Origin of the sequence: Phycicoccus jejuensis, from assembly GCF_044797865.1 — a bacterium.
GTDB classification, from domain to species: domain Bacteria; phylum Actinomycetota; class Actinomycetes; order Actinomycetales; family Dermatophilaceae; genus Phycicoccus; species Phycicoccus jejuensis.
Genome location: NZ_CP085209.1, coordinates 3,531,535 through 3,545,983 on the forward strand (window position 1 = coordinate 3,531,535; position 14,449 = coordinate 3,545,983).

Here is a 14,449-nt window from a genome sequence, read left to right on the forward strand (position 1 = left end):
GGTTCACCCATGCCGTCGCCGCTCTCCCTCGCCCCGCCGACGACCCGCGACCCGCTCGAGGCGCCCCCGCTGCGCTGGGGCGTCATCGGCCCGGGTGGCATCGCCCACGTCTTCGCCGACGCCGTCCGCGAGGGCACCCGCTCGTGCGTCGTGGCCGTCGGGTCCCGGTCGGCCGAGCGGGCGCAGGAGTTCGCGGAGCGGCACGACGTCGCGAGCGCGTACGGCTCGTACGAGGAGCTCGTGGCCGACCCGGCCGTCGAGGCGGTCTACGTCGCGAGCCCGCACAGCGAGCACCACGCCCACGCCCTCCTGGCCCTGCGCGCCGGCAAGCACGTCCTCGTCGAGAAGGCCTTCACCCGCAACCGCGAGGAGACCGACGAGGTGCTCGCCGCCGCGGAGTCGGGCGGACTGCTCGCCGCGGAGGCGATGTGGAGCCGCTACCTGCCCCAGTACGACGTCGTCCGCCGCACCATCGAGGCCGGCACGCTCGGCGAGGTCGTGCTCGTCCAGGCCGACCACGGCCAGCACCTCTGGCCGGACGGTCCGCGTCGGCTCTGGGACCCCGAGCTCGCCGGCGGGTCGCTCCTCGACCTCGGCGTCTACCCGGTCCACTTCGCCGACCACGTCCTCGGCGAGCTCGGCACCGTCGCGGCCCGGGGGACGCTGAGCCCCGAGGGGGTCGACGTCACCGTCGGCATCAGCTCGGTCAAGGGGTCGACGCTCGCCCGGATGACCTCGACCATGGCCGCGGCGACGCCGTGCGCCGCCCTCGTGGCGGGCGCGACCGGGCGCCTGGAGCTCACCGGCCCCGGCCACTTCTACGGCGCGGCCAGCACCGTGCGGCTGCTCGACCCCGAGGGGACCCTCGTCGACACCTTCGAGCCCGAGCACCCCGACCACGGGTTCCGCTACGAGGCGGCCGAGGTCGCGCGCGCCGTGGCCGCAGGACGCCGCGAGACCTGGTCGGTGCCGTGGGAGGCCACCCGGAGGGCCATGGGGGTCATGGACGAGGTCCGCCACCAGCTCGGCGTCGTCTACCCGGGAGAATGAGCCCCATGTCGTCCCCGCACCTGTGGCTGCGCCACGAGACCCGCTCCACCGAGCGCCGCGCCCCGCTCGTCCCCCACGACGCGGCGCGCCTCGTCGCGGACGGCGTCCGGGTCACCGTCGAGGAGTCGCCGCAGCGCGTCTTCGGCATCGAGGCCTACCGCACCGGTGGCTGCGAGGTCGCGCCGGCCGGGTCGTGGGTCGACGCCCCCGACGACGCGTACGTGCTCGGCATCAAGGAGCTCCCGGACGCCCCGACCGAGCTGCGGCACACCCACATCTTCTTCGGGCACGCCTACAAGGGTCAGGAGGGGGCCGGCGCGCTGCTGCGCCGCTTCACCGCCGGCGGGGGCACGCTGCTCGACCTCGAGTACCTGACCGTCGACGGCAGGCGCGTCCTCGCCTTCGGCTACTGGGCGGGCTACGTCGGCGCCTCGCTCGGCGTCCTCGCGACCCGGGGCCGGCTCGAGCCGCTGCACCCGATGGAGAAGGCCGAGCTCGACGCCCTCGTGCGCTCGGCCGGCGCCGACGGGATGTCGGCGCTCGTCATCGGCGCCCAGGGCCGCAGCGGCATCGGTGCCCTCGACGCGCTCGTGGCCGCCGGCACCGTCCTCGACGGCTGGGACCGCGAGGACACCCGCGAGCTCGACCACCAGGCGATCCTCGAGCACGAGCTGCTCGTCAACTGCGTGCTCTCGACGACGCCGCAGGAGGCGTTCGTCCGCCCCGAGGACCTCGACGCCGACCGCGCGCTGCGCGTCGTCGCCGACGTCACGTGCGACGTCACCTCCGAGCACAACCTCGTCCCGGTCAACACCTCGATCACGTCCTGGGAGGAGCCGGCGCGCCGGGTCGCCGACACCCCGGCGCTCGACGTCATCGCCGTCGACAACCTGCCCTCGCTCCTGCCGCGTGAGGCCAGCGTGGCCTTCTCGGCCGACCTCGTCCCGCTCGTCCCGTCGCTCGCCGGGCGCCGCGGGCCGTGGGCCGCGGCGGCGGCCGCCTACCGCGACGCCCAGACGGTCCGCACCGCCTGAGGCCGGGGTGGCCGCTCGGCGTCAGCGCGAGCGGACGACCTCGTCGACCGCGAGGACGCGCCGGGCGACCTCGACGTGGAGGTTCTCGACCATCCGGCCGCGGTACGTGACGACGCCGCGGCCGGCGCCGGCCTCCCAGGCGTCGAGCAGCCCGTGGGCGTCCTCGACCTCCTCGGCGCTCGGGGCGAACACGGCGTTGCACGGGTCGACCTGCCCGGGGTGGATGAGCGTCTTGCCGTCGAACCCCAGGTCGCGGCCCTGCCGGCACTCGGCCTCGAGGCCCTCGGTGTCCTTGACGTCGTTGTACACACCGTCGAGGACGGCCACACCCGCGGCGCGGGCCGCCAGGAGGACCGTCGAGAGCGCGGTGAGCAGGGGCGCTCGTCCGGGGACGAACCGCGCCTGCAGCTCCTTGACGAGGTCGTTGGTGCCGAGCACGAGGACGGCGAGCCGGTCCGACGCAGAGGCGATCTCGCGGGCGGCGAGGACGGCGCCGGGGGTCTCGACCATCGCCCAGAGGCGCGTGCGGTCCGGGGCGCCGTGGCGCTCCATCGCGGCGACGAGGCCGCGGACCTCCTGTGCGGAGCCGACCTTCGGCACGACGATGCCGTCCGGGCCTGCGGCACAAGCAGCCTCGAGGTCGGCGTCGTGCCACTCGGTGCCGAGGCCGTTGACGCGGATGGTCACCTCACGGTGTCCGTAGTCGCCGGACGCCGCTGCCGCGCAGGCGTTCTCGCGGGCGTGCGGCTTGTCGTCCGGGCCGACGGCGTCCTCGAGGTCGAGGATCAGCCCGTCGACCGGCAGCGTCTTCGCCTTCTCGAGCGCGCGCTCGTTGCTGCTCGGCATGTAGAGCACGGAGCGGCGCGGGCGGTAGGCCTCGCTCATGCGTCGCTCCCCTCGGCGTAGAGCTCGGCGAGCTCGGGGTCGTTGGCGGACAGGCGGTCCGCGAGCTCGAGGATGACGAGGCACTGCTTGAGGCTCGCGTCGTCCTCCATCTTCCCGTCGAGCATCACCGCGCCCGTGCCGTCACCCATCGCGGCCCGCACCCGGCGCGCGTGCGCGACGTCGTCGGCCGACGGGCTGAAGACCTTCTTGGCGATGGCGATCTGCACCGGGTGCAGGCTCCACGTGCCGACGCAGCCGAGGAGGAAGGCGTTGCGGAACTGGTCCTCGCAGGCGACGACGTCCTTGATGTCCCCGAACGGGCCGTAGTACGGGAAGATCCCGTGCATCGCGCAGGCGTCGACCATCCGCGCGATCGTGTAGTGCCACAGGTCCTGCTGGAAGACCGACCGGGCGCCCTCGACGTCGCCGTCCACCGGGTCCTGGCGCACGAGGTAGCCGGGGTGGCCGCCGCCGACCCGCGTCGTCTTCATCCGGCGGTCGGCGGCGAGGTCGGCCGGGCCGAGGCTGATGCCCTGCATCCGCGGGCTCGCGCCGGCGATGGCCTCGACATTCGCCATGCCGCGGGCCGTCTCGAGGATGGCGTGGACGAGGATCGGGCGCGTGACGCCGGCCTTCGCCTCGAGCTGCGCGAGGAGCCGGTCGACGTAGTGGATGTCCTCGGGGCCCTGGACCTTGGGGACCATGACGACGTCGAGCCGGTCGCCGATCTCGGTGACGAGCGTGATCAGGTCGTCGAGCGCCCATGGGCTGTCGAGGGCGTTGACGCGCGTCCAGAGCTGGGTGTGCTCCCCGAAGTCGGTGGCCCGCGCGATGTCGACGAGCCCCTGGCGGGCGGCCTCCTTGTTCTCGGCCTTGACCGCGTCCTCGAGGTTGCCGAGGAGCACGTCGACGGTGCCGACCATGTCGGGCACCTTCGCGGCCATCTTCGGGTTGCTCGGGTCGAAGAAGTGGATCATCCGGCTGGGCCGGGCGGGCACCTCCCGGAGCGGCATCGGCGCCCCCACGGCGAGGGGGGCGAAGAAGTCCTTGGCGCTGCGCATCGTCGAGCCTTCCGAGGCGGGGTGCACGGTCGCGTCGGACGCTAGCAGCGGGCCGGGCCCCCTCCGCATGAGCCACGTCACGGTGTGACCCACGCCGCGGCGGGACTCCTCGCCCCGCCGGGTGCCACACGGGGCCGGCAGGACGAGATCGGGGCGGCAGGACGAGGACAGGGCGACCCGGCAGGCGCACCCAGCGACGCCGCTCGTGCCGACATCGAGCCGGACAGGAAGTGACGCAAGCGTCGATTTCTGTACGCCGCACCGTGGGGCGACAGGGTGGGCGTCGGCAGTCCGAGGCGGCGGTCAGCCGGTGGTGCGGTGGGCGGGTTCGGTGGTGCGGGTGGCGCCGTCGGGGCCGTGCCAGGTGACGGTGCCGTCAGGGTCGAGGCGGGGTCGCCAGCGTCCTTGTTGCTTGAAGCGGTGGTGGCGCCGGCAGAGGTCCTTCAACTCGGTCGGGGTGGTCTGGCCGGTGGGCCAGGGACGGACGTGGTCGAGGTCGCAGTGCACGGCGGGTCTGGTGCAGCCCCACATCCGACACGTCCCGTCCCGGGTCTTCACGAACTCGCTGATCGCCTTCGAGGGTTTGTACGCGCCGGTGGTGAGTGAGGCCAGGGTGCCGGTCTCCGCGTCGAGGACGGCCCGGGCGACCTCGAACGGCAGGACCTTGAGGAGGTTGGCGAGGGTGGCGGGGTCGACCCAGCCCAGGCCAGGCAGCAGGGTCCCGGACACCGCGTACCCGGGCGACACGACGGCCTGGGGGTGGGTGAGGTCGCCGTCGAGCTCGGCCGGCTCCTCCAACCACGACAGCTCCTCGCGCGAGTCCGGGTCGAGGTCGCCGTACCGGACGACCTCACCCGTCGTGGCATCGATGAGCGTCTCGTCGTCGTCCCACTCCACCCGGAACCTCGTCCCCGACGCCTGCTCCGGCGCGGGCCGGTCCGTGACAACAGGCACCCCGAGGGTGACCTGCGCCGAGACGCGCACGTTGCGCAGGACGAGATCGGCCAGCGCGTCCGCCCGCGACTCCGGCACCGACAGCGCGCCGTCGCTCTGCCGGTAGTCCCCGGCCAGCTCCTCCACCGCCGCCCACATCGCCGAGGACGTCGCTGTCGGCAGGGACGCGAACCAGTCCGTCAGGCCGTCCTCCCCGGGCCGGACCTCCACGCACCGGCCCCGCTTCCGCAGCGCCACGTGCGCCGCGACCTGGTCGGCCGCCACCCGCGTCGCGACCCGCCGCGCCTCACCCGCGACCCGCGCCGGGTCCATCCCCGCCAACCGGGGCGCCAGCGCCTCGTCCACCTGCCCGCAGGCCTCGGCGTCCAGCCCGGCGCACGCGTCGACCACCTTCTGCACGTTCACCACGGCCACCTCGCCCGCGACGAGCAGCTCGCGCACCCGCGGGAACCGTTCACCCAGCGCCGCACCCAACGCCGCCTTCCGGCCCGCCACCCCCTCGGTCAGCCCCGTCGCAAGCGACATCCGCGTCGAGGCCATCGCGTCGACGAACCCCACCGGGTGCACCCGCTCCCACGAGCCCGAGCGCACCGTCGTCTCCACCCTGGCGCCCCACGCCCCCGCCACCGCCGTGGCCCCCTCGGCCGCGTTCACGACACCCTGCAGCTCCCCGGCGAGAGCGAACGCCTCCTCCGACGACAGGACGTGACCACCCTCGACCAGCTCGGCCCCCAGCCGCGCGCACTCCTCGCGCAAGCCCGCGATGCGGCGGGAGAGGGTCTCGGTGTCCATGCCTCAGTGTAGCGAACACGTGTTCGACGGACAAGGGCCCACGAGGCTCGGTTCGCCCTCAGCAGAACAAAATTCGTCGTCGCGAGAGAAGCAGAACCCCCTCCGGCTCCCCTCCTGCCCGACCCCCTCGCAGCCCCGCCGTCGTGGTCACGCCGTGCCGCCCGGGTCTCGCCGTGCCGGGGTGCCATGAGGCACCGGCCGGGCGAGGTCGCACCGGCAGGGCGAGACGGCACCGGCGGGACGCACCACGACCGCTCGTCCCGAGTGCGTCGCAATGCGAAGCAGCCGGGACGAGCGGGTGCTGTGGGAGAGTGCTGGACATGTCCGACGAGGCGACCACCGACGCCAGCGCCGCCGCCAACGCCAGCGCCGCCGCCGACGTCACGCCCGCCGCGCCCGCTCCCCCACGGGTCGACGTGACGAAGCTGCTCAACGAGGCCGCGTCCAAGTCGGGGCTGCTGTGGGTCCGCCTGCCGGACGGTTCGACGTACCCGGTCTGGCACGTGTGGCACGACGACGGCGACGAGCGGGGCACCGGGCCGGCGGCCTACGTCGTCTCCGGCCCCGGTGAGCAGCACCTGCCGTGGCTGCCCGGCGAGGTCGAGCTCGTCCTGCGCAGCAAGGACACCGGCGGCCGCCTCCTCACCATCCACGCCACCACCAGCGTCCTCGAGCCGGGCACCGACGCGTGGGAGCAGGCCGCGGCGGTCCTGCGGCCCGAGCGGCTCAACGCCCCGGGCAGCGCCGAGGAGGTCCTCGAGCGCTGGCGGGCGCACAACACCCTCCACGTCCTCACCCCGCACGGCCGACCCGGCGAGCAGCCCGGCCACCACGGCACGAGCAGCGGCGCGGCCCCCGTCCGACCCGCGGCGCCCGCGACCGCGCGGTGGCGCCCCTGGCACTGGCGCGGCCGGGCCGGCGCCCGGCGCAACACCCCGGACGAGCCGTCCACGCCCCCCTCCGACGGCGGATAGCCTGTCGGACGTGAGCACGCCGACCCGGGCCTTCGTCGGCCGCCTGTCCGAGCTGGACGTCTTCGACCCGCTCGGCGACAAGGTGGGCCGCGTCCGCGACGTCGTCGTCACGTTCAGCGCCACGAAGTCCCGTCCGCGGGCCATCGGCCTCGTCGTCGAGGTGCCGGGCCGCCGCCGCGTGTTCGTCCCGATGACCCGGGTCACGTCCGTCGAGGGTGGCCAGGTCATCACGACCGGCCTGGTCAACATGCGCCGCTTCGAGCAGCGCCCGAACGAGACCCTCGTCGTCGCCGAGCTCCTCGAGCGCACCGTCCAGGTCCGCACCGAGGACGGCGACATCGCGACCGCCACGGTCCAGGACGTCGGCATCGAGCAGCTCGGCCAGCGCGGCTGGAACGTCACGCGCGTCGCCGTGCGCCTCGACGCCTCGCGCCCCTCCCGCCTCGGCCGCCTCGGGCGCCGCCGCGGCGAGACCTTCGTCGCGACGATCGAGGACGTCGTCGGCCTGCGCACCGCGAGCGAGGGGCAGGGCGCGGCCAAGCTGCTCGAGACCTACGAGGACCTCAAGCCCGCCGACCTCGCCGAGGTCATCCACGACCTCAGCCCGCGCCGCCGCGCCGAGGTCGCCGCCGCCCTCACCGACGAGCGCCTCGCCGACGTCATCGAGGAGCTGCCCGAGGACGACCAGGTCGAGATCCTCGTCGGCCTCGAGGTCGCCCGCGCCGCCGACGTCCTCGAGGCGATGGAGCCCGACGACGCCGCCGACCTCCTCTCCGAGCTGCCGCCGGAGCGCCAGGAGGAGCTGCTCGAGAAGATGGACGCCGACGAGGCCGCGGACCTGCGCCGCCTCCTCACCTACGACGAGAACACCGCCGGTGGCCTCATGACGACCGAGCCGGTCATCCTCGGCCCGGAGGCGTCGATCGCCGAGGCCCTCGCCGTCGTCCGCCGCCAGGAGCTCTCGACCGCGCTGGCCTGCACCGTCTTCGTCTGCCGCCCGCCGCTGGAGACCCCCACCGGCAAGTTCCTCGGCGTCGTCCACATCCAGCGGCTCCTGCGCGAGGCGCCGCACCAGCCGATCGGCGGCATCCTCGACAAGGACGTCGAGCCGCTGCCGCCCACCGCGAGCCTGGGCCAGGTGACCCGGACGCTCGCCACGTACGACCTCGTCGGCATGCCGGTCGTCGACGAGGAGGGGCACCTGCTCGGCGCGGTCACCGTCGACGACGTGCTCGACCACATCCTTCCCGACGACTGGCGCGAGGAGCGCCACGACGTCGTCCCCCACGAGGAGGTGACCCGTGGCTGAGCGCGAGCGCCGCTCCCGCATCGACACCCCCCGCGAGGCCGGCCGGCGGCGCTTCACGCTGCCCGCCGCGTTCTCCGGGGAGGCCTTCGGCGTCCTGTCCGAGAAGTTCGCCCGGTTCATGGGCACCGCGTACTTCCTCATCGGGATGACGGTCTTCGTCGTCGTCTGGCTCGCCTGGAACACCTTCCTGCCGGCTGTGCTCCAGTTCGACCCCCGCTCGCTCAACTACACGCTGCTCACGCTCATCCTGTCGCTGCAGGCCTCGTACGCCGCCCCGCTCATCCTCCTGGCGCAGAACCGCCAGGCCGACCGCGACCGCGTCGCCCTGGAGCAGGACCGCTCGCGCGACGAGCGCAACCTCGCCGACACCGAGTTCCTCACCCGCGAGGTCGCCGCACTGCGCATCGCCATGCGCGACACCGCGACCCGCGACTTCGTCCGCAGCGAGCTGCGCGACCTGCTCGACGAGATGGAGGAGCGCGGCCTCGTCGTCGTGCAACAGCCCCCCGCCCCGACCGGGGCCGACGACGGCCGGACCGCGCCGCGGACCTAGACTCGGGGGTATGCCGCAGGTCAGCACCGACGTCCTCCACGCCGCCCTCGAGAAGGTCATCGACCCCGAGATCCGGCGCCCGATCACCGAGCTCGGGATGGTCGGCGACCTCGCGTGCGACGACGACGGCCGCGTCGCCGTCACCGTCCTGCTCACCGTGGCCGCCTGCCCGCTCAAGGACACGCTGACCCGGGACACGACGAACGCCCTGGCGGCGGTCGACGGCGTCACCGACGTCAGCGTCACCCTCGGCGTCATGAGCGACGAGCAGCGCGCCGAGCTCAAGACGAAGCTGCGCGGCGGCACCGCCGAGCGCGAGGTCCCCTTCGCCAAGGCCGGCTCGCTGACCCGCGTCTACGCCGTCGCCTCCGGCAAGGGCGGCGTCGGCAAGAGCTCGGTCACCGCCAACCTCGCGGCCGCCCTCGCCGCGCAGGGCCTGCGCGTCGGGGTCGTCGACGCCGACATCTACGGCTTCTCGATCCCCCGGATGCTCGGCGTCGAGCACAAGCCGACCCAGGTCGACGACATGATCATGCCGCCGGTCAGCCACGACGTGAAGGTCATCTCGATCGGGATGTTCGTGCCGGGCAACCAGCCGGTCGTCTGGCGCGGGCCGATGCTCCACCGGGCGCTGCAGCAGTTCCTCGCCGACGTCTTCTGGGGCGACCTCGACGTCCTCCTCCTCGACCTCCCGCCGGGCACCGGCGACATCGCGATCTCCGTCGCGCAGCTCATCCCGGGCGCCGAGATCCTCGTCGTCACGACGCCGCAGCAGGCGGCCGCCGAGGTCGCCGAGCGCGCCGGCTCCATCGCCCTCCAGACCCACCAGCGGGTCGCCGGCGTCATCGAGAACATGAGCTGGCTCGAGCTGCCCGACGGCTCCCGCGAGGAGATCTTCGGTTCGGGCGGCGGCCGTGAGGTCGCCGAGTCCCTCTCGCGCTCGATCGGCGCCGAGGTCCCGCTGCTCGGCCAGATCCCGCTCGACACGCGCCTGCGCATCGGCGCCGACCAGGGCAGCCCGGTCGTCCTCGGCGAGCCGGACTCCCCCGCCGCGGTCGCGCTGCGGGGCATCGCCTCCGGCCTCGCCACGCGCTCGCGCGGCCTCGCCGGTCGCTCGCTCGGCCTCTCGCCGGTCGGCCGCTGACGACCCTTCCGACGCGGGCGGCCGGCCCGGTCAGGTCGCGTCGGTGTCGAACGGTGTCGGCAGCGCGGGGTCGAACGCCGTCGGCGTCATCCACGGCTGAACGGTGACGTACTCGTCGTCGTAGCCGTCCTCGACGTACCCGTCGCCGAGGTCGGCGTCGGTGTCGGAGGGGGTCGACGCGGCGGCCGCGTCACCCGCCGGACGACGCACCCGGGCGGCGTCGCGCACGCTCGAGATCTCGCCGCGCACCGGGGCGACGGCCTCGTCGAGCGGGTCGAGCAGCGCCTCGCGGACGATGCGTCGGGGGTCGTACTGGCGCGGGTCGTACTGACGCCAGTCGATGTCGTCGTACTCCGGGCCGAGCTGGTCGCGCAGCGAGTCCTTGGCGCCCTCGGCCATCACCCGCAGCCGGCGGATGCCGTGCGCGAGCTTGGCCGCGTACTCCGGCAGCTTGTCCGGGCCGAGGACGAACACCGCGATGAGTGCGAGCAGGATGATCTCCCACCCGTTGACGCCGAACACCGCGTCACGCCCCTTCGCTGCGGGGGGTCACTCCGACCCCTGGAGCACCATGGTGACATCCCGCTCCCGACCGTCGCGCACGATGGTCAGCTTGACGGACTCCCCGACCTTGCGCGCGCGGATCTTGACGACGAGCTCGCCGTCGTCCGTCACCGGCCGGCCCTCGAAGGCGGTGATGACGTCGCCGGCCTCGATGCCCGCCTCGTCCGCCGGTCCGCCCGGGTTGACCGCCGGGTCGCCGTCGGGCCCGTCGTCGGCGACGCGCACGCCCTCGCCGTCGTAGGAGCTGTCGAGGTACACGCCGATGATGGGGTGCTCGGCCCTGCCGGTCCTGATGAGCTGGTCGACGGTCGTCGCGACCTGGTCGCTGGGGATGGCGAAGCCGACGCCGATGTTGCCGCTCTGGCCGCCGAGCGAGGTGCCCGGCACCCGGGCGATGGCGGAGTTGACGCCGATGACCCGGCCCTGCATGTCGAGCAGCGGGCCGCCCGAGTTGCCGGGGTTGATCGCGGCGTCGGTCTGGATCGCGTTGATGAACGACTGGTCGTCCTGCTGCCCCGGCGTGACGGGACGGTCGAGCGCACTGACGATGCCGCTCGTCACGGTCGAGTCGAGGCCGAGCGGCGCGCCGACGGCGATGACCTCGTCACCGACGACGACGTCGGCGGAGCTGCCCACCGGCAGCGGCGTGAGGTCGGCGCCCTCGACCCGCACGACGGCGAGGTCGTAGGACCCGTCACGCCCGACCACCTTGCCGGACACCTGCTTCCCGTTCGAGAGGACGACGGTGATGGTGGAGTCGCCGGCGCCGGCGACGACGTGGTTGTTCGTCACCACGTGCCCCTGGTCGTCGTAGACCCAGCCGGAGCCGGTGGCGCCACCGTCCGCCCCCTCGACACGCAGCGTCACGACGCTCGGCAGCGCCGTGGCGGCGATGTTGGCCACCGAGCCGCGCGGCCGGCTCGTCGCACCGGCCCCGGGCTGCGGGGCGGCGACGGACGTGCCCGTCGAGCCCGAGCCGCGGTCGGCCAGCGCACCACCGACGATGCCACCGGTCGTGCCGGCCACGAGGGCGGTCGCGAGGGCCACGCCGACGAGCGCGCCCCACCCCGGGCCGCGCCGGCCGGGACGGGGCTCGGGCTGCGAGACGGGGTGGGCCGCCGAGGCGGAGGGCGGCACGGGCGGGGCGCCCCACGAGCCGCTGATCGGCTGGTACGGCGGCGGCGGGGGCGGGCCGGCCGGGAGCTCGGTGGTCGGCTCCGCGCCGGCGGCGCTCGCCCACTGCGGCTCCGCGGCGGGCACCGGCTCGGTCGCCGGGCCGCTCGGGGGCTCGCGGTCCCACGGCTGCCAGTCGTCGGACCCGCGGTCCCGTTCGCTCATGGCGTCGATTGTGCCTGCTGGCGCGACGACGCGGGCGGGGAGGTGCGCGTCGTGAGGCTGACCTGCGCGAACGCCGTCGTCCCGTGCGGGACGACGACCCGCGTCGTCGCGGAGGCGGGCCCGGCCGGGGAGCCCGCGGGCCGCACGACGGCGGGGCTGCCGATGACCGTCAGGCTCCAGGCGGCCGCGGCGGAGACGCCCGCCGCGGCGGCCGCCACGACGGTGGCGCGCAGCGCGCTGCGGTGGCAGGGCGGGGCGGACGGGGCGAGCAGCCGGAGGGGGTCCGGTCCGGCGGCCGCCGCCGGCGCGGAGGTGGCCGACGGCTCGAGGTCGCGCGCGAGGGCGAGCAGGGTCACGCGCAGGTCACCGGGCATCGACGGTGCGCCGGCGAGGGCCGCCCGCAGGCGGCGCTCCTGACCGACCGCGTGACGGCACATCTCGCAGGCGACGAGGTGCCGGTCCCAGGCCTGCTCGCGGGACGCGCCGAGACGGCCGGCGGCGTACTCCGAGAGCTCGTCGTCGAGGCACTGCACGCCCGCGCGGGCCGTCATACGACTCCGGCGGCGGGTCGCCGGACGACCGGGCCGCGGCGGGTGGGAGCGGTGACCTCGGGGCGCGGGCGGGGGGCCCGGTGGGCGAGCGCCTCGCGCAGCTGGGCCCGGCCGCGGTGGATGCGCGAGCGCACCGTCCCGAGCTTGATGCCGAGCGTCGCGGCGACCTCCTCGTAGGAGAGGCCCTCGATGTCGCAGAGGACGACCGCGGCGCGGAAGTCCGGCGAGAGCGCGTCGAGCGCGCGCTGGACGTCGTCGTCGAGGTGGGTGTCGGCGAAGGTCTGCTCGGGGCCGAGGTCGCGGCTCGGCAGGCGCGCCGCCGACTCGTCCGAGAGGGCGTCGAAGCGGATGCGCTGCTTGCGGCGCATCTTGTCGAGGAAGACGTTGGTCGTGATCCGGTGCAGCCAGCCCTCGAAGGTGCCGGGCTGGTAGGTGTGCAGCGAGCGGAAGACGCGGACGAAGACGTCCTGCGTGAGGTCCTCGGCGTCGTGGACGTTGCCGGTCAGACGGTAGGCGAGGCGGTAGACGCGCGCCGAGTGCTGCTCGACGACCTCCTCCCACGACGGGGGCACCCACGCGGTCCCCGTGCCCACCGGGGCCGGGTCTGCGGTCGTCGCCATCGGTTCCTCGCTCACCACGCTGCTCATGCCACCCATCGATACGTGCCGGAACCGTGAATTGTTCCCGGGAAGGCTGAACGCCGGCTGGGAACCGGTGGCGCGCCACCCCCTGCCGGGCGCACTAGGGTTGCCGCCATGAGCGGACTGAAGCCGGCCAGCTGGTCCTACGCGGAGGAGTTCGTCCCCGAGCCCGAGGTCGTCGAGGCGGCCCGCCGCCGGGGCGCCGAGCTCGGCGCCGCCTCCCCCGTCGGCACCGGGGCGGGCGCCGTGCTGCGCCTGCTCGCGGCGAGCGTGCGGGCCAAGCACGTCCTCGAGGTCGGGACGGGCGCCGGCACCTCCGGGCTCTGGCTGCTCTCGGGGATGCCCGACGACGGCATCCTCACGACGATCGACGTCTCGGCCGAGCACCAGCGGCTCGCGCGCCAGGCGTACGCCGAGGCGGGCTACCCGCACCAGCGCACGCGCGTCATCACCGGCGCCGCCGCCGAGGTCCTGCCGCGGATGGCCGACGGCGGCTACGACATGGTCCACGTCGACGCCGACAAGGACACCTACCCGACCTACGTCGAGCACGCGGTCCGGCTGCTGCGCAGCGGCGGGGTGCTCGTCGTCGACAACATGCTCTGGCACGACAAGGTCGCCGACCCCGCCTCGCGGGACGCCACGACGACGACGTTGCGCGACCTGGGCAAGACCCTGCGCGACCACGACGACCTCGTCACCGCGCTCCTGCCGGTCAGCGACGGCGTCCTCGTCGCCGTCCGCCGCTGAGGACCGGCGTCAGCTGACCGAGGGCCCCGCGCCCCGGCGGAAGCCGGCCGGGCCCTCGGCGATCGCGACGACCTCCCACTCCTCGATCGTGCTCGGCGCCGACCCGATGATCGCGCTGCCCGGCGCGGTGGCCGCCCCCGGCTCGAACCCCTCGCGGAAGTGCTGCCGCTCCTGCTCGCTGTCGAAGACGTAGGTGCCCTCGAACCACTCGCCCTCGCGCATCCGCCACACCTTGAAGGCCAGGCCGTCGAGGAACATGAAGCGCGCGATCGAGGTGCCGACGACGTACTCGCGCAGCTCGTCGGCCACCCCCGCAGGGGCGTCCTCGAGCGACCAGCGCACCGTCAGTCCGTAGCCGGCGTTCATCCGTGGGTCCTCCTCGGCCGCCGGGTCCCGGCGGGTCGTCGTGTCGTGGCCCTCGACCGTAGGCGGGCGCGGCGCGGCGGCGCCACACCGTCTCACCGCGTACCCCGCACGCTCGCCGCGACACCTCCCCCGGACACGACGGAGCCCCCACCGGATGATCGGTGGGGGCTCCCGTCGGCGGCCTGCCGGTCAGAGACCGTCGCAGTTGTCGATGGCCTCGCCCAGCGCGCGCACCTCGTCGGGGGTCATCTCGACGACGAGCCGCCCACCGCCCTCGAGGGGCATGCGCAGCACGATGCCGCGACCTTCCTTGGTGACCTCGAGCGGGCCGTCGCCCGTCCTCGGCTTCATTGCCGCCATGGCGTGATTCCCTTCTTCGTCGCGGCAGCGTGGGTCGCGCCGCGTCCTGCTCGACGCCGGACCGCCGAGACTCGGAGACCATTATCGCAGCAGGCTTGCGGCGTGGCGAAATCCGAACCCGCA

Annotated in this window: 16 protein-coding genes; 7 read left to right on the plus strand and 9 right to left on the minus strand. The window is 74.4% G+C overall.

Going from position 1 to position 14,449, the window contains the following annotated elements; translation table 11 throughout:
• The first annotated feature begins 9 nt into the window (after nt 1–9).
• Together LG324_RS16770 and LG324_RS16775 are read left to right on the plus strand one after the other, a co-directional pair.
• Entirely contained in the window at nt 10–1,050 is a 1,041-nt protein-coding gene (locus LG324_RS16770; RefSeq protein ID WP_404349759.1) for a Gfo/Idh/MocA family protein, read from the plus strand.
• A gap of 5 nt (nt 1,051–1,055) precedes the next feature.
• On the plus strand, nt 1,056–2,084 hold the full coding sequence (locus LG324_RS16775; protein ID WP_404349762.1) for a saccharopine dehydrogenase: 1,029 nt from the start codon (nt 1,056–1,058) through the stop codon (nt 2,082–2,084).
• A gap of 21 nt (nt 2,085–2,105) precedes the next feature.
• On the opposite strand, the gene LG324_RS16780 is transcribed toward LG324_RS16775, so the two are convergent.
• The 3 genes from LG324_RS16780 to LG324_RS16790 all read right to left on the minus strand — a co-directional run bounded on the left by LG324_RS16780 (nt 2,106) and on the right by LG324_RS16790 (nt 5,776).
• A complete protein-coding gene (locus LG324_RS16780) occupies nt 2,106–2,969 on the minus strand; it encodes an HpcH/HpaI aldolase/citrate lyase family protein (RefSeq protein WP_404349765.1) in 864 nt (287 codons plus the stop codon).
• Nucleotides 2,966–4,030 (minus strand): HpcH/HpaI aldolase/citrate lyase family protein, encoded by a 1,065-nt coding sequence (locus LG324_RS16785; protein WP_404349767.1) that lies wholly within the window; start codon nt 4,028–4,030, stop codon nt 2,966–2,968. The genes LG324_RS16780 and LG324_RS16785 overlap by 4 nt, the downstream gene beginning before the upstream one ends.
• Before the next feature lie 303 nt (nt 4,031–4,333).
• The gene (locus LG324_RS16790) at nt 4,334–5,776 is read right to left on the minus strand and encodes a DUF222 domain-containing protein (RefSeq protein ID WP_404349770.1); all 1,443 of its coding nucleotides are present in this window, start codon (nt 5,774–5,776) and stop codon (nt 4,334–4,336) included.
• Nucleotides 5,777–6,096: 320 nt separating this feature from the next.
• Between LG324_RS16790 and LG324_RS16795 the strand changes: the two genes are divergently transcribed.
• Genes LG324_RS16795 through LG324_RS16810 form a run of 4 tightly spaced genes read left to right on the plus strand, consistent with a single transcriptional unit; the run spans nt 6,097 to nt 9,756 of the window.
• Nucleotides 6,097–6,750 carry a hypothetical protein gene (locus tag LG324_RS16795; protein WP_404349772.1) on the plus strand — a complete coding sequence of 218 codons (654 nt, stop codon included), beginning with the start codon at nt 6,097–6,099 and terminating at the stop codon, nt 6,748–6,750.
• A gap of 10 nt (nt 6,751–6,760) precedes the next feature.
• Complete coding sequence (locus LG324_RS16800; protein ID WP_030529560.1) at nt 6,761–8,059, plus strand: magnesium transporter MgtE N-terminal domain-containing protein; 1,299 nt, start codon at nt 6,761–6,763, stop codon at nt 8,057–8,059.
• Complete coding sequence (locus LG324_RS16805) at nt 8,052–8,612, plus strand: DUF1003 domain-containing protein (protein WP_207025228.1); 561 nt, start codon at nt 8,052–8,054, stop codon at nt 8,610–8,612. Before LG324_RS16800 ends, LG324_RS16805 begins: the two co-directional genes overlap by 8 nt.
• Nucleotides 8,613–8,622: 10 nt before the next feature.
• A complete protein-coding gene (locus LG324_RS16810) occupies nt 8,623–9,756 on the plus strand; it encodes an Mrp/NBP35 family ATP-binding protein (protein WP_030529558.1) in 1,134 nt (377 codons plus the stop codon).
• 30 nt (nt 9,757–9,786) lie between these two features.
• On the opposite strand, the gene LG324_RS16815 is transcribed toward LG324_RS16810, so the two are convergent.
• From LG324_RS16815 to sigE, 4 genes are read right to left on the minus strand one after another with little or no spacing between them, the layout of a single operon-like run.
• A complete protein-coding gene (locus LG324_RS16815; protein WP_404349777.1) occupies nt 9,787–10,278 on the minus strand; it encodes a twin-arginine translocase TatA/TatE family subunit in 492 nt (163 codons plus the stop codon).
• A 27-nt stretch (nt 10,279–10,305) separates the two neighbouring features.
• A complete protein-coding gene (locus tag LG324_RS16820; protein ID WP_404349779.1) occupies nt 10,306–11,658 on the minus strand; it encodes a trypsin-like peptidase domain-containing protein in 1,353 nt (450 codons plus the stop codon).
• Entirely contained in the window at nt 11,655–12,209 is a 555-nt protein-coding gene (locus LG324_RS16825; RefSeq protein ID WP_404349781.1) for an anti-sigma factor family protein, read from the minus strand. Before LG324_RS16825 ends, LG324_RS16820 begins: the two co-directional genes overlap by 4 nt.
• Nucleotides 12,206–12,829, minus strand: a complete 624-nt coding sequence (gene sigE, locus LG324_RS16830) for an RNA polymerase sigma factor SigE (protein WP_051750730.1) — start codon at nt 12,827–12,829, stop codon at nt 12,206–12,208. The genes LG324_RS16825 and sigE overlap by 4 nt, the downstream gene beginning before the upstream one ends.
• 135 nt (nt 12,830–12,964) lie before the next feature.
• Between sigE and LG324_RS16835 the strand changes: the two genes are divergently transcribed.
• On the plus strand, nt 12,965–13,600 hold the full coding sequence (locus LG324_RS16835) for an O-methyltransferase (RefSeq protein WP_207025224.1): 636 nt from the start codon (nt 12,965–12,967) through the stop codon (nt 13,598–13,600).
• 9 nt (nt 13,601–13,609) lie between these two features.
• On the opposite strand, the gene LG324_RS16840 is transcribed toward LG324_RS16835, so the two are convergent.
• Together LG324_RS16840 and LG324_RS16845 are read right to left on the minus strand one after the other, a co-directional pair.
• Entirely contained in the window at nt 13,610–13,966 is a 357-nt protein-coding gene (locus LG324_RS16840) for a hypothetical protein (protein WP_030529552.1), read from the minus strand.
• Between the two features lie 189 nt (nt 13,967–14,155).
• Nucleotides 14,156–14,326 carry a DUF3117 domain-containing protein gene (locus LG324_RS16845; protein ID WP_084696920.1) on the minus strand — a complete coding sequence of 57 codons (171 nt, stop codon included), beginning with the start codon at nt 14,324–14,326 and terminating at the stop codon, nt 14,156–14,158.
• Nucleotides 14,327–14,449 lie beyond the last annotated feature (123 nt).

What these genes read in the sequence shown, in the direction of transcription:
- LG324_RS16770 (WP_404349759.1), top strand. Translation starts at nt 10, where the DNA reads ATGCCGTCGCCGCTCTCCCTCGCCCCGCCGACGACCCGCGACCCGCTC.
- LG324_RS16775 (WP_404349762.1), top strand. Translation starts at nt 1,056, where the DNA reads ATGTCGTCCCCGCACCTGTGGCTGCGCCACGAGACCCGCTCCACCGAG.
- LG324_RS16780 (WP_404349765.1), bottom strand. Translation starts at nt 2,969, where the DNA reads ATGAGCGAGGCCTACCGCCCGCGCCGCTCCGTGCTCTACATGCCGAGC.
- LG324_RS16785 (WP_404349767.1), bottom strand. Translation starts at nt 4,030, where the DNA reads ATGCGCAGCGCCAAGGACTTCTTCGCCCCCCTCGCCGTGGGGGCGCCG.
- LG324_RS16790 (WP_404349770.1), bottom strand. Translation starts at nt 5,776, where the DNA reads ATGGACACCGAGACCCTCTCCCGCCGCATCGCGGGCTTGCGCGAGGAG.
- LG324_RS16795 (WP_404349772.1), top strand. Translation starts at nt 6,097, where the DNA reads ATGTCCGACGAGGCGACCACCGACGCCAGCGCCGCCGCCAACGCCAGC.
- LG324_RS16810 (WP_030529558.1), top strand. Translation starts at nt 8,623, where the DNA reads ATGCCGCAGGTCAGCACCGACGTCCTCCACGCCGCCCTCGAGAAGGTC.
- LG324_RS16820 (WP_404349779.1), bottom strand. Translation starts at nt 11,658, where the DNA reads ATGAGCGAACGGGACCGCGGGTCCGACGACTGGCAGCCGTGGGACCGC.
- LG324_RS16825 (WP_404349781.1), bottom strand. Translation starts at nt 12,209, where the DNA reads ATGACGGCCCGCGCGGGCGTGCAGTGCCTCGACGACGAGCTCTCGGAG.
- sigE (WP_051750730.1), bottom strand. Translation starts at nt 12,829, where the DNA reads ATGGCGACGACCGCAGACCCGGCCCCGGTGGGCACGGGGACCGCGTGG.
- LG324_RS16835 (WP_207025224.1), top strand. Translation starts at nt 12,965, where the DNA reads ATGAGCGGACTGAAGCCGGCCAGCTGGTCCTACGCGGAGGAGTTCGTC.
- LG324_RS16840 (WP_030529552.1), bottom strand. Translation starts at nt 13,966, where the DNA reads ATGAACGCCGGCTACGGACTGACGGTGCGCTGGTCGCTCGAGGACGCC.
- LG324_RS16845 (WP_084696920.1), bottom strand. Translation starts at nt 14,326, where the DNA reads ATGGCGGCAATGAAGCCGAGGACGGGCGACGGCCCGCTCGAGGTCACC.